This window comes from Paraburkholderia sp. BL9I2N2 (assembly GCF_004339745.1).
In the GTDB taxonomy this organism is placed as follows: domain Bacteria; phylum Pseudomonadota; class Gammaproteobacteria; order Burkholderiales; family Burkholderiaceae; genus Paraburkholderia.
The window spans coordinates 95,129-109,390 of record NZ_SMGP01000006.1; the positions used below are offsets into that span (position 1 = coordinate 95,129).

Here is a 14,262-nt window from a genome sequence, read left to right on the forward strand (position 1 = left end):
AATAGGGTTAACACGCATGGTACGCCGTACTATGGCATACCACAATGTTTCCCATCAACAATCGAACCTAGGAACCGCGCTATGAGCCTGATTCGCAAATCCATTCTCCATGTCGAGACGGTCTTCGTGGACGGCGACAAAGCCGCATCGAAGCCGCTGAAGCTGATCGGCGCGGCGGCCGTCATCAAGAACCCGTGGGCGGGCCGGGGCTACGTGGAAGACCTGTCGCCGGACATCCGCGCCATCGCGCCGCAGCTCAGCGAGCACCTCACGAAGCTCATCCTCGACGAAGCGGGTTCGGGCGAAGCGGTCGAAGCGTTCGGCAAGAGCGCGATAGTCGGTCTCGACGGTGAGATGGAGCATGCGTCGGCGCTGATCCATACGCTGCACTTCGGCAACATCTATCGCTCGGCCGTTGGCGCGAAGTCGTATCTGGCGTTCAACAACACGCGCGGCCCGGCAAATGCCCCGCTGCTGATCCCGATGATGGACAAGAACGACGAAGGCCGCCGTTCGCACTACCTGACGCTCCAGTTCGCCATTGCTGACGCGCCGGCCGCGGACGAACTCGTTATCGCCATTGGCGGCGCAACTGGCGGCCGTCCGCATCACCGCATCGGCGATCGTTATAAAGATCTGGCAGAACTCGGACATGACCTCAACAACCCTGCATCTGTCAAATAATCGCGTCGCGCACTATCTCGAGCAGGGCACCGGGGAGCCACTGGTCCTGATTCACGGCGTCGGTATGCAGGCGGCGGCCTGGTATCCGCAGATCGAAGCGCTGTCGGCTGAATTCAGGGTGATTTCGGTCGATATGCCCGGCCACGGCACCAGTACCGCGCTGCCTGCGAACGCTGGCTTGCAGCAGTTCGTGGAGTGGGCGATCGATTTCATTGAGGCGCTGGACGTTGGTCTTGTGAATCTGGCGGGTCATTCCATGGGCTCGTTGATCGCTGCGGGCGTCGCGGTAACGCGGCCCGATCTGGTCAGGCGCGTCGCCATCCTGAACGGCGTGTATCGCCGCACGGAAGCCGCCCGCAGCGCCGTGCTGCAACGCGCGGCGCTGCTGCGATCCGGAACCATTGACATCGAAACGCCACTCAAACGCTGGTTCAATGCCGCAGAAGTCCAACGCATTGCGGCGCAGAAAGTGGCGTCATGGCTGAAATCAGTCGATCTCGCAGGCTACGCGACGGCCTACACGGCCTTCGCGAGCGGCGACGAAGTCTATGCGGACTGCTGGCACACGATTACCTGCCCTGCTCTCGTGCTCACCGGTTCGGATGATGCGAATTCGACGCCGGAGATGGCAGAACAGATGGCCAGCGCCGCCCACAACGGCCGTGCCGTCGTGATCCGCAACGAGCGCCATATGGTGAACCTGACCGCCCCCGAGGAAGTCAATCGCGCCCTGCGCGCCTGGCTGCAGACCGAGCATCTCGCCGAAACGTTGAAATCGGAAGTGTGACATGACCCAAGAGACCGCCAGAATCAATCCTCGTGAACTGCGCGATGCTTTCGGCGCCTTCATGACAGGCGTCACAATTGTGACGACGGCAGGAGACGACGGCAAGCCGCTCGGCTTTACCGCAAACTCGTTCTCGTCAGTTTCGTTGGACCCGGCCTTGCTGCTCGTGAGCATCGCAAAGACGTCGAGCAACTACCAGACGTTTTCCACGACGGAACACTTCGCCATCAACATTCTCGCGGAAGGCCAGAAAGATCTCTCCAATACCTTCGCGCGGCCCAGCGACGATCGCTTCGCCGACGTGAACTGGCATCTGAGCGCGAACAACAACCCGCTCATCGGCGACGTCAGTGCGTGGTTCGACTGCACAACGCACACGGTGATCGATGCGGGAGACCACGCGCTCATCGTCGGCAAGGTCGAGGCATTCCACTCTGCTGGCTACGCGGGCCTCGGCTATTACCGGGGCGGCTATTTCACGCCCGCCAAGGTATCGGCCGAAGTGATCGCCGGCCCGAAAGTCATCGTGAGCGCGATCATCGCGCGCGACGACAAGGTGCTGCTCACGCGGGACGCGGACAACAGATGGCGTCTGCCTTCGAAAGAAATCGGCAAGGAAGGCGCCGACAAGGCACTCGCCGAGATCTTCGCGAAGTACCAGCCGGACGCATCGGCAAGCTTCATCTATTCGGCGTACAACAACACCGACACCCACTACCAGTACATCTCGTTTCTCTGCAGCGCGCCGGATGAGGCCGCTGTTGCGGGCGAATTCGTGAGCCTCGACGAGATCGGCTCGAATCAGTTCCAGGACGCCGCCGTCGCCAGCATGCTCGAACGCTACCGCAAGGAAAGCCAGTTGAAGAGCTACGGCATGTACTACGGCGACCATAGCCAGGGCACCGTCCGCCCGCTTCTTTCCTGAAAGGTTACCCCATGCGTTTTTCACTTTTCGTGCACATGGAGCGCGTCTCCGACCAGACCAGTCAGAAACAGCTTTATGACGAGATGGTCGAGCTTTGTCAGATCGCGGACCGGGGCGGCATGCACGCCGTCTGGACCGGCGAGCACCATGGTATGGACTTCACGACCGCGCCCAATCCGTTCCTCAACCTCGTGGATCTGGCCAACAAGACCCAGAACGTCAGGCTGGGCACCGGCACGGTCATCGCGCCATTCTGGCATCCGATCAAGCTTGCTGGCGAAGCGGCGATGACCGACATCATCACCAACGGCCGTCTGGAACTGGGCATCGCACGCGGCGCGTATTCGTTCGAATACGAACGTCTGCTGCCGGGCCTTGATGCATGGGGTGCCGGCCAGAGAATGCGCGAACTGATTCCGGCTGTGAAGAAACTGTGGGAAGGCGATTACGCGCATGAAGGCGAGTTCTGGAGGTTCCCTTCCACCACGTCCTCGCCGTTGCCGCTGCAGCGCCCGCATCCGCCAATGTGGGTGGCCGCGCGCGATCCGAACAGCCACGAGTTCGCCGTAGCAAACGGTTGCAACGTGCAAGTCACACCGCTGCATTTCGGCGACGAAGAAGTCGAAAAGCTCGTGGGCCACTTCAACACGGCCTGCGAAAAATTCAGCGACATGCCGCGCCCGCAGATCATGTTGCTACGCCACACCTACGTTGCGGACAGCGAAGCCGACGCGCAGCTCGCGGCCGAGGAAGTTAACGTGTTCTACAACTACTTCGGCGCGTGGTTCAAGAACGAGCGTCCCGTCAGCCGCGGCATGATCAAGACCTTGAGCAAGGAAGAGATCGCTGCTCATCCGTTCTATACGCCGGACGCCATGCGCAAGAACAACGTGATCGGCACGCCGGAAGAAGTGATCGGGCGTCTCAAGGCGTACGAAGCGCTCGGCTTCGACGAGTATTCCTTCTGGATCGACACCGGCATGAGCTTCGAGCGCAAGAAGGCGTCGCTCGAACGGATGATCAACGACGTGATGCCGGCCTTTCAGTGAGGGCGTGATTCCATGAGTTTTCATTTCCAGCTTTATATCGACGGCCAGTTCGAGCCGGGCGCCGCAACGTTCGGAAGCGTGAACCCGGCCACCGGCGAAGTGTGGGCACAGATGCCCGAGGCAAGGACCGGCGAGGTCAACCGGGCCGTGGACGCCGCCAGCCGCGCGCTGACCGATCCCGCGTGGGCCGGCATCACGGCGTCGGCCAGAGGGAAGCTGCTGTACAGGCTCGCCGACCTCCTCGAAAAGGCTGCGCCGCGACTTGCTGAAATTGAAACCACCGATACCGGCAAGATCATCCGCGAGACCTCCAGCCAGATTGCCTACGTGGCGGAGTACTACCGTTACTACGCCGGTATCGCCGACAAGATCGAAGGCAGCCACGTGCCGGTCGACAAGCCGGACATGCAGGTCTGGCTCGACCGACAACCCGTTGGCGTGGTGGCCGCGATCGTTCCGTGGAATAGCCAGCTGTTCCTCTCAGCGGTGAAGGTCGGACCGGCCCTGGCCGCCGGCTGCACAGTGGTGCTCAAGGCCTCCGAGGAAGCGCCTGGTCCGTTGCTCGAATTCGCCCGCGTGGTCCACGAAGCCGGCTTCCCGCCCGGTGTGGTCAACGTGGTCACCGGCTTTGGCGCGCAATGCGGCGCCGTGCTCAGCAGCCATCCGAAGGTGGACAAGGTGGCCTTCACGGGCGGCCCGGAAACGGCGAAGCATATTGTCGCGAACACGGCGAATAACCTCGCCAGGGTTTCGCTGGAGCTGGGCGGCAAATCGCCGTTCATCGTGTTCGCTGACACCGACATTCAAAGCGCCGTAAATGCACAGGTCGCGGCCATTTTCGCTGCCAGCGGTCAGAGCTGCGTCGCGGGCTCGCGTCTGTTGATCGAAGCATCTGTCAAGGACGAATTTCTTGCGTTGCTGGTCGAACGCGTTTCGCGCATTCTCGTCGGCTTGCCCAATGACATGGCAACGGAATACGGGCCGCTTTGCACCGAGCGGCAATTGCGTAATATCGAGTCGGTCGTTGCAAGCTCCGTGCGCCAGGGCGCCAAAGTGTTGACAGGGGGCAACGCTATCGAGCGCGCCGGCTACTACTACGCGCCCACGATTCTGGACTGTACCGGTGTCGCGAACGCGGACAGTATTACGACGGAACTCTTCGGGCCGGTGCTTTCGGTCGATACGTTCGCCACCGAACAGGAAGCAATCGAAAAGGCTAACAGCACAGCCTACGGTCTTGCAGCCGGCATCTTTACTACCAATCTCACGCGTGCCCATCGCGTTTCAGAGCGCGTTCGATCGGGCATCGTCTGGATCAACACGTATCGGGCGGTGTCGCCGCTCGTGCCGTTCGGCGGCTTCGGACTGTCGGGGCATGGCCGTGAAGGCGGATTCGCCGCTGCGCTCGAATACACGACGACGAAGTCCGTGTGGCTTCGCACCTCGGACGACCCGATCAGCGACCCGTTCGTGATGCGCTAGACGGGCGCGCTCCCCTGCCGTATTGATTCAAAGCCGTAAAGACTGCGCTGTCGCCATACGCATTGCGTTCGTGGTGCGGCGCAGTCTGGTATAAAAATGGAGACATGATGACAAACCCGGAGAACGATGACAGCGTTCTGACCATCGAAAGCAACTCGATCGAGTATGTTGCCCCGGAAAACCGGCACGGCAAACCGGTCGACCTCTTCACCCTGTGGTTCTGCACGAATGTCGCCCCGCTGGCCGTGATTTCCGGCGCTACCTCAGTGCTGATTTTCCACCTGGATCTGGTAAGCGCCATTCTTGCCATCGTCGCCGGGCAATTCTTCGGCGCGATTTTCCACGCCCTCACCTCCGCGCAGGGTCCGCTCGTCGGCGTGCCGCAGATGATTCAGAGCCGTGCGCAATTTGGCCGGTATGGGTCGTTGCTCGTGGTGGGTTTCACCTCGCTGATCTATCTCGGGTTCTTCGTCTCGAACATCATTCTCGCGGGCAAGACGTTGCACGCAGTTATCCCGCCGGTTCCCGTGCCGGTTGCGACGGTGACGGGCGCGATTCTCGCGACGCTGGTCGGCGTGATCGGCTATCACTTCATTCATCGCTTCAACAAGGTGGGAGCCTGGTTCATGGGCAGCGCGCTGCTGATCGGCATGATCCTGATGGCGCCGGGCCTCGACGCCCACGTCTTCCAGCAGGGCCATTTCGATCTCTCCGGCTGGTTCGCGATGTTCGGACTCTGCGCGGTGTGGCAAATCAGCTTCGCACCGTATACGTCCGACTATTCGCGCTACCTGCCGAGCTCCACCGGGTTCGTCAAGACCTTCGCGTTCACCTACTTCGGCACGTCGTTGGGTACGATCTTCGCATTCCTGTTCGGCGTGGTCGCCGTGAGTACCGGCCATACCACCGACGCAATGCAGGCCATCCGCACGCAGACGGGCATGTTCGGCTATGTGCTGATCTTCCTCTTCCTCGTCAACATCATCGGCCATAACGGCATGAATCTGTATGGCGCGGTGCTGTCCTTCATCACCGCCGCGCAGACGTTCCGTCCCGACTGGGTACCTGGCCGCAACGTTCGTGTCGTCGTGTCGACGATCCTGCTGATCGGGTCCACCGTCACCGCGTTGTGGGCGTCAAGCAACTTCATCGCGATCTTCCTGAATGCGATCTTCGCGATGCGCATCGTGCTCGCGCCGTGGATTGCGATCAACCTCGTCGACTTCTATCTCATCAACAAACGGCACTACCACGTCGCTGAAATCATCAGTAGCGACGGCGGCATGTACGGCTCGTTCAATGTGACGGCGATCGCACTGTACGTCTTCGGCATTGCGGTTCAGGTGCCGTTCATGGAAGAAAGCTTCTTTCACGGCCCTTGGGCAACGCTGCTCGGCGGTGCGGACGTCTCCTGGATGGTCGGCCTTGTTGCGACGGCGCTTGCCTACTACCTGCTTGCGCCGAACAACGGTTCACGTTCCCCGTGCCGCGCTCCAGCAGGCGCCACGGCTTCCGAGTAACCGCGCCCGTTGAATCGCGTTTATTGAATTGCGATCTTCAGCCGGCTCGTTGCTTGCAACGAGCCGGTTTTGCGTTGGCGCTACGGTCTACGCGTGTCGCACAGCATGATCCGCGAGATTGAATACCGCAACGGCATTTTTCAGATCCATCGCGTGGTCTTCCAGCGACTGGGCCGCTGCGGCAGCCTGCTCGACGAGCGCCGCATTCTGCTGCGTGACCTTGTCCATCAGGTTCACAGCCTGGTTCACCTGCTCGATGCCCCTGCTTTGTTCGTCGGATGCAGCCGCGATCTCGCTTACGATGTCGGCCACCTGCCTGATCGCGAGCTTCACTTCGGTCATCGTGCCGCCTGCGTTGTGCGCCTGCCTCGCTCCGCTCTGGATCGTCTCCACGGATGACCCGATCAGCTCCTTGATTTCCCGCGCCGCTGTTGCCGAGCGCTGGGCGAGCGCGCGCACCTCGTTCGCCACGACGGCAAACCCGCGTCCCTGATCACCTGCGCGCGCGGCTTCGACCGCCGCATTCAAGGCCAGGATGTTCGTCTGGAAAGCGATGCCTTCGATCAGGCCGGTGATTTCCGAGATCTGGTCCGAGCTGCCGCTGATGCGTTCTATCGTCTCGACCATGCCGTGCACCGCTGCATTGCCGGCGTCCGCCATGCTGGATGCACGCGTCGCCAGTGTACTGGCCTGACGTGCGTTGTCCGCATTCTGGCGCACGGTTTCAGTCAGTTGCGTCATGCTCGCCGCCGTCTCCTCCAGCGAACTCGCCTGCTCCTCGGTGCGCGACGACAGGTCGAGATTGCCAGCGGCAATCTCGCTGGACGCAGACGCAATGCGATCGGCGCTGGAGCGAACTCCGCCCACGATGCCCGCGAGACTCTGGTTCATCACCTTCATGGCCAGCATCAATTGTCCGGTTTCGTCCGTCGACGTCGCTTCGATGCGATTCGTCAGATCGCCTTCGGCGACACACGTCGCCACTGTTACGGCCTGTTTCAACGGCCGGGAAATCGTGCTCGATAGCCATCGTCCTGCGACAATCGACGCGAGCACGGCAATCAACGACGAGCAGAGCACGCTAGCGTAAATCGAGGTGCGCAGCGAATCGAGCTGCGCACGATTCGCCGACACTCTCTGCCGCTCATAGCTTTCCAGCTTTCCGACCGCTGCAATCAGTCTTTCGGTTCCCAGATACGAGCCGAAACTCTCGGTCAACGCGGAGAGGTCGCTCACGTTCACCGAAAAAGCGTCCACCTTCTTGCGCATCTCCACAAGCGGGTCGACGACCGTTTTAAACCATGCGTCGTATTCCCGCTGCCCTTCATTGGCCAGTGTCTCGCCTTCGGGCGTTGAGTCCATTGCGCGGAGCTTCGTCAACTTTTCGCCGAAGTCTCGCCGGTGATCGACGATCCATTGCCTGTGTGACGCCTTCCCGTTGAGGTTGTTCGCGAGAACCGCCCAGATGATGTTTAGATAGTCTCCCGTCCCGTCTTTCAAAAGACGCAACATCTGTTCCGATGCGTCGATCTCTTTCTGCTTCTGATCGATGGCCCGAACGCTGTAAAGACAAATACACGCGCTGACAATAAAAACGAAAATCGCGCCTGAAAACGCGATGGATATCTTGCTGGCGATGGAGGCGCTTTTAATGGTTTTCATGTTGAAACTGGCAAGTTGTGGTTGTGGTTCAGTCTCGTATCGGCCTTGCGCGATTGCCCGGCACCATCAGCACGGCGATTGCCGCCAGCAAACCCGCGGCGGCGAACACAAAGAAGTTCCACGCGAGCACGACGTCCCATTGCGCGAGAACGCCGCCGATCAATGGTCCCGCGATCGCGCCGAAGCGTCCTATGCCGAGCGCCCAGCCGATTCCCGTCGCCCGACTGTGGGGCGGGTAGTACTGCGTGATATAAGCGCCAAGCAGCATGGTGTTGCCGATCGTGCCAACCCCCGCGATGCTGACCAGCACATATGTGAGCACCACGCCATGGGCAAACGGCAACGCGCAAAGGCTCGCAGCCGCCAGCAGATACAAGACGCTTACGACACCCTTCGAACCGACACGATCAGCCAACACACCGCCGGAAAGCGAGCCCAGCGCGGCGGCAAGATTGAGCGTCATGAGCAATGCGAGGCTCGACCCGAGCGGATAGCCCGCCTTGCGCATGAGTTGCGGCAGCCACGTGCTCAGGCCGTACAGGAGAAGCAGGCCCATAAACATCGCGAGCCAGAACGCCAGCGTCGCATGAATGAACGAGCGATCGAACAACGAACGCACCGGCGCGGGGGAGCTTTTTTCAGCGATACGTACTGCGTCGCCGCCGCGCTCGTTTTCAAGCCACTCGTGCCGGATCCGCAGCGCACGCGCCAGCGACCGCGCTTCGTCAAAACGTTTTCGTGCAATGAGGAAATCGATCGACTCCGGCAACGACGGCCCCGCCACGAGCACCAGCAGCAGAGGCAGCGCGCCCAGGCCAAACAGCCATCGCCAGCCATGCGTCGGCAACCAGGCGATCGCGAGCAGCGCGACGAGAATGCCGCCGAGCGAATAGCCGGTGTAGATCAACGCATAGTTAAACGAGCGGCGATGCGCTGGAGAGTATTCGACGGTGAGCGCCGCGGCGGTCGGCACGACGCCGCCCAGCCCCAACCCGCCCACGACACGCGCGACGACGAAGACCGTGGGCGTGGGCGCCAGCGCCGCCGCAGCCATCATGGCCGAGAACAGCGCCACGCTGCCGAGTAATACCCAGCGCCGGCCGATCAGGTCGCTCACCGTGCCAGCACACATCGCGCCGATCATCATGCCCGCTAATGAGCAACTCGCAATCGCGCCCAACTGGAATGGCGAGAGCGACCAGTTCGTGCCATGCGTCAGCATGGGCAGCACGGCGCCGTAAATTGCGACGTCGTAACCTTCGGCGAGGATCATCGCCAGACAGATCGCGACGACGCGTATCGTTACCGGCAACGGTATGCTCACCGCGCCGGGTTCGGTGTGATCCAGCGCCGTGTCGTGCAAACGGGCCGCGCCCGCTTCATTGTTTCTGGATGACCAGGTATTCATGTTTGAGCGCCCCTCTTTTGCACCACGCTTTTTTCAGCTCAGACCGCCATGCACAGATATTTGATGACGACATAATCGTCGATGCCGTAGTGCGAACCCTCGCGCCCCATGCCCGACTGCTTCACGCCACCAAACGGCGAGACTTCGTTCGAAATCAGGCCCGTGTTCACGCCGACCATCCCGTACTCCAACGCTTCCGCAACCCTCCAGACGCGGCCAATATCCCGGCTGTAGAAGTACGATGCGAGACCGAACTCGGTGTCGTTCGCGAAACGGATCACCTCGTCGTCGCTGCTGAATCGGAAGAGCGGCGCGAGTGGGCCGAAGGTCTCGTCTTTCGCGACTTGCATCGCCGGGGTGACGTCCCGGAGCACCGTCGGTTCGAAGAAGCCGTGGCCGAGCGCATGACGCTTGCCGCCCGTGACAACGGACGCGCCCTTCGCGAGCGCATCCGCGATATGGGCTTCAACTTTCTGCACCGCCGCCTCGTTGATGAGCGGGCCTTGCGCGACATCGGGTTCGGTGCCGCGTCCGACCTTCAGGCGGCTGACCGCTGCGGCGAGCTTTTCCGCGAACTGGTCGTACACGGTGTCGTGCACGTAGAAGCGGTTCGTGCACACGCACGTCTGCCCGCTGTTGCGGTACTTCGATGCGATGGCACCCTGGACGGCCGCATCGACGTCGGCATCGTCGAACACGATGAACGGCGCGTTGCCGCCGAGTTCGAGCGACACTTTCTTGACCGTCGACGCGCACTGGCTCATCAACAGGCGGCCCACCGGCGTCGATCCCGTGAACGAGAGCTTGCGCACGACGGGATTCGACGTCAGCTCCGCACCAATCGACTTCGGGTCACCCGTCACCACGCTGAACACACCGGACGGCACTCCTGCACGCTGGGCCAGCACGGCCAGCGCCAGCGCCGAGAACGGCGTCGCTTCGGCGGGTTTGACGACGATGGTGCAACCGGCGGCGAGCGCGGGTCCAACCTTGCGGGTAATCATCGCGGCCGGGAAATTCCACGGCGTGATCGCGGCGCACACACCCACCGGTTCCTTCACCACGACGATGCGCCTGTCGCTCGCCGGCGTCGGAATCGTGTCGCCATACACGCGCTTACCTTCTTCCGCAAACCATTCGAAGAACGACGCGGCATAGCCGATTTCACCCTTCGCCTCCGCAAGCGACTTGCCCTGCTCCGTCGACAGGATCAGCGCAAGATCATCGGCGTTCTCCATCATCAGATCGTGCCATTTGCGCAGAATGGCGCCGCGTTCTTTCGCGGTCTTTTTGCGCCACGCGGGCCAGGCCGCGTTCGCTGCGTCGATCGCCTGACGTGTTTCGCTCGCGCCCATCAAAGGAACGTTGCCGACGATCGCGCCCGTTGCGGGATCGCGAACCTCGAATGTTTCTGCGCTCGCGGCGCTTTGCCATTCGCCGCTGACGTAAGCCTGTTGTCGAAACAGCAGCGGATCCTTCAACTGGGTTCCCAATTCCATGGTCATTCCTAAAGGGGTTGCGAAAAAGTGTCGCGCGACCCGCTGCAAGCCGGATCGCGCGAATTCATACTCGGGGCGACATCGTGCTCCGCGTGAGGACGGAGTACACCACGATCAAAACTGGTGATACATGCCGATGCGCACGGCGGTTTGATGATTGTTCGACGAAGCCGAAGCGACTGCGCCATCGAAGATATCGGCGTTTGATGCCGCGCCCGCTGCCTTTTGCCAGACGCCCATCGCGTATAGCGAGGTGCGCTTTGACAAGGCATAGGCCGTCGTGAGTCCCACCTGGTGGTAAATCGGAATCGACTGGTCGTACCCGACGTTGCCGTGCGTGTACACGTACTGCGCACCCACGTACCATGCCGACGTCAGGTTGTAGCGGCCCCACGCTTCGTAGTTCGCAAAAATCACCGTGCCCTGCGTGCCGTTGGCGTCGTTGAACTTCGTGTTGGTGTAATCCAGACCGAGCGTCGCCGAACCCAGCGCGTAGTTGATCGCCGCGCCAAAGATCTGCTCGTTGGCCGGGTTGCCCACGTAGCTGAACGGACCGCTCGCGCCAATCGCCGCGCCGGTGGTGTTGCTCACGTAATTTCCGTCGGTCAGAAGTGCCGCGGGATTCTTCGCGTACAGGTAAGCGCCCGCGATGTTGAACCCGCCAAAAGCGTAATTCGCCCCAAGGCTCCACAAGCCGGTCGTTCCACGGCCGGGCGCGTTCGTATTGGTGAACGAATAGAGGCCGCCAAAGGTCAGGCCGCCGATCTTCGGACTCGCGTATTTGATCGAATTGTCGACGCGGAAAGAGTTGTCCGTGTTGTCGATGTCGCCCGCGTGAACCAGCGGACCGCCGAGTTGTCCCGGCGCGGTGAGTGGCTGCAGATAGTCGACCACCGAATCATATTGGCGTCCAAGCGTGACCGTGCCGAGGCGCGTATCCGACAGGCCCACGTAGGCCTGACGGCCGAACAGGCGGCCGCCCTGGCGGCTTTGGCCGTTTTCCGTGCTGAAACCCGATTCCAGCTTGAACAGGGCGCTCAGACCGCCGCCGAGATCCTCGCTGCCCTTCAAACCCCAGCGGCTGCCATAGACGCCGTCATACGTACCGTCGCGCATGCGCCAAAGCGAATGGCCGCCGCTGTTGCTGACGTAGTCGATGCCCTCGTCGATCACGCCATACAGCGTGACGGACGATTGCGCGTGCGCGTTCAACGCGACGAAAGCGCTCCCCGCCAATAACCACGCAATGTTTTTCTTGCAATGATGTTTCATGCGTTCTTCTCTCCTTGTCAAATGCGCTGCTAACCCGCCACGAAACGTGGGGGCGTGTGGGTGAACGTGCTTTTTTCTTCTGAACGCTTCGTCGTACCGAACCGTTTTATCTTTTCTATCGCCGCTTCTGCGCAAGGAGCAAAGGGCCGGAAGACTGCCCTGCGCGTTTCAGGAGCAAGTGCCCCTGCCCTTCAACCAACAGCTTCCTGGCGATTTCCGCCACCCCGCTGACGTGCGTGACAGCGGCGCTGCGCGCGGCGACCGCGTCCGCCGCGCGTATCGCGGCCAGGATCTGACGCATTTCCAGAACCGCCTGGCTGCCGCGATCGTCGGACGCGATGGTCAACGCTCGCAGGCGGTTGATTCTTGCCGTCAGCGACTGGACGATTTCCCACGCGACATGTTTGTGGCCCGCGGTGAACATGCGCTCGTAAAACGCTGTCGTGAAGGCCAGCACTGCACGATAGTCCCGGTCATCGAAAGCGAGCTGAATGCTGTCGATCAGTGCGTCCAGATCGTCGACGGTGCGTGTGTCGGCAAGCCGCGCACAGGCGGACGCCGCTTCGCCCTCCAGCAGGCCGCGAATTTCGTAAATTTCCGTTGCGGTCTTGAGATCGAGCACGGCAACGATGGGCCCCTGATTCGGCAGGGTATCGACGAGCCCCTCCGTCTCCAGATGGCGCAGCACTTCGCGCACCACCGTGCGGCTCACGCCCAGCTCTTCACACAAGGTCCGCTCGACCAACCGGGCGCCTGGCTGAAAACGCGCATCCAGGATGGCGCTACGCATTTTCTCGAGCACAAGCGCTCTGAGCGTGGTCGTTCGGCGCTCGACTTTCAGGGACGAGATCGGTTCGTGCATTGCTGTATCCGATCAAGCCTGCGCGAACAGCCTCGTGTCGCGCGCGTCCCAGTCGATCCAGGCCTGCGTGCCGACGACGATCCCGCTGTCCCGATGATCTCCCGCAGGCATCCGCACTGACATGTCCTGTGCCCACGGCGTCGTCACCGAGTAGTGCATGGCGTCGCCGAGATAGGTGATGTCTCGCACGGTCACTGGCAAGCCCGCCGTGTTTTTCGCCGCCCCGGCAGCGCGAATGCGGATCTGCTCGGGGCGAACCATCAGCGTGCCGTCGCCGCCCACGGAAAGCGTGGCATCGCCGGTGGCCGCGATTGCATGGCCGCTCGGGAAGACGGCGCTCGATTGCGCCGCGTCGCGCGCGGTGATACGAACAGGCAGGAAGTTCGAATTGCCAATGAAGTTGGCGACGAAGCGCGAAGCCGGATTTTCATAGAGCTCTTCGCCGGTTCCGCATTGTTCGATGCAGCCCTTGTTGAACACAGCGATACGATCCGAAAGACGCAACGCCTCTTCCTGGTCGTGCGTCACGTAGAGAATCGTCACGCCAGTCTCCTGGTGGATGCGGCGCAGTTCGAGCTGGATTTCCTCGCGAAGCTTCTTGTCGAGCGCGGACAACGGTTCGTCCATCAGCAGCACAGGCGGGTCGTACGCCAGCGCGCGTGCAATCGCCACCCGCTGTTGCTGGCCGCCCGAGAGCTGGCCCGGCATGCGATCGCGGAACTCCGCGAGATGAAGCAGCGCGAGCATCTGCTCGACCTTCTTCTTGATCTCCGCCTCGGGGCGGCGGCGCACCCGCAAGGGGAAAGCCACGTTTTGCCCGACGGTGAGATGCGGAAACAGCGTGTAGCGCTGAAACACCATGCCAATGTTGCGTTTATTGGGCGCGACCGACAGCAGCGGTTTGCCGTCGAGCAGCACGCGACCCTCAGTCGGCTCCTGAAAACCCGCGACGATATAAAGCGTCGTGCTCTTGCCCGAGCCCGACGGCCCGAGGAAGGTCATGAACTCGCCCTTGCGCACATCGAGCGAAACCTGGTCGATGGCAACGACGTCGTCGTAGGTCTTACGCAGGCGCTGGATTTGCAGGAATGCGGAAGTCATGGCTAATCACC

Annotated in this window: 12 protein-coding genes; 6 read left to right on the forward strand and 6 right to left on the reverse strand. The window is 61.5% G+C overall.

Annotated features, from left to right (window positions below; all coding sequences use genetic code 11):
- Positions 1-81 precede the first annotated feature (81 nt).
- The 6 genes from B0G74_RS44065 (at position 82) to B0G74_RS44090 (ending at position 6,447) form a co-directional block, all read left to right on the forward strand.
- Positions 82-684, forward strand: coding sequence for an amino acid synthesis family protein (locus tag B0G74_RS44065; RefSeq protein ID WP_132384137.1), 603 nt, complete (start codon positions 82-84; stop codon positions 682-684).
- Entirely contained in the window at positions 581-1,471 is an 891-nt protein-coding gene (locus tag B0G74_RS44070; protein WP_243658602.1) for an alpha/beta hydrolase, read from the forward strand. The genes B0G74_RS44065 and B0G74_RS44070 overlap by 104 nt, the downstream gene beginning before the upstream one ends.
- A 1-nt stretch (position 1,472) precedes the next feature.
- Complete coding sequence (locus tag B0G74_RS44075; RefSeq protein ID WP_132384139.1) at positions 1,473-2,396, forward strand: flavin reductase; 924 nt, start codon at positions 1,473-1,475, stop codon at positions 2,394-2,396.
- An 11-nt stretch (positions 2,397-2,407) separates the two neighbouring features.
- On the forward strand, positions 2,408-3,445 hold the full coding sequence (locus B0G74_RS44080; protein ID WP_132384141.1) for an LLM class flavin-dependent oxidoreductase: 1,038 nt from the start codon (positions 2,408-2,410) through the stop codon (positions 3,443-3,445).
- 12 nt (positions 3,446-3,457) lie between these two features.
- Positions 3,458-4,927, forward strand: a complete 1,470-nt coding sequence (locus B0G74_RS44085) for an aldehyde dehydrogenase (protein ID WP_132384143.1) — start codon at positions 3,458-3,460, stop codon at positions 4,925-4,927.
- A gap of 107 nt (positions 4,928-5,034) precedes the next feature.
- Positions 5,035-6,447: a cytosine permease gene (locus B0G74_RS44090; RefSeq protein ID WP_132384430.1), complete on the forward strand. Its 1,413-nt coding sequence runs from the start codon at positions 5,035-5,037 to the stop codon at positions 6,445-6,447.
- Positions 6,448-6,534: 87 nt separating this feature from the next.
- Here the strand turns inward: B0G74_RS44090 and B0G74_RS44095 are convergent, their stop codons facing one another.
- From B0G74_RS44095 to B0G74_RS44120, 6 genes are all read right to left on the reverse strand, one after another.
- Positions 6,535-8,109, reverse strand: coding sequence for a methyl-accepting chemotaxis protein (locus B0G74_RS44095; RefSeq protein WP_207915814.1), 1,575 nt, complete (start codon positions 8,107-8,109; stop codon positions 6,535-6,537).
- Positions 8,110-8,137: 28 nt separating this feature from the next.
- Positions 8,138-9,517 (reverse strand): MFS transporter, encoded by a 1,380-nt coding sequence (locus tag B0G74_RS44100; protein ID WP_132384145.1) that lies wholly within the window; start codon positions 9,515-9,517, stop codon positions 8,138-8,140.
- 38 nt (positions 9,518-9,555) lie between these two features.
- Entirely contained in the window at positions 9,556-11,022 is a 1,467-nt protein-coding gene (gene gabD, locus B0G74_RS44105; RefSeq protein WP_132384147.1) for an NADP-dependent succinate-semialdehyde dehydrogenase, read from the reverse strand.
- Positions 11,023-11,130: 108 nt separating this feature from the next.
- Positions 11,131-12,288 carry a porin gene (locus B0G74_RS44110; protein WP_132384149.1) on the reverse strand — a complete coding sequence of 386 codons (1,158 nt, stop codon included), beginning with the start codon at positions 12,286-12,288 and terminating at the stop codon, positions 11,131-11,133.
- A gap of 115 nt (positions 12,289-12,403) precedes the next feature.
- Entirely contained in the window at positions 12,404-13,150 is a 747-nt protein-coding gene (locus B0G74_RS44115) for a GntR family transcriptional regulator (RefSeq protein WP_132384151.1), read from the reverse strand.
- Between the two features lie 12 nt (positions 13,151-13,162).
- Complete coding sequence (locus B0G74_RS44120) at positions 13,163-14,251, reverse strand: ABC transporter ATP-binding protein (protein ID WP_132384153.1); 1,089 nt, start codon at positions 14,249-14,251, stop codon at positions 13,163-13,165.
- Positions 14,252-14,262: the final 11 nt, after the last annotated feature.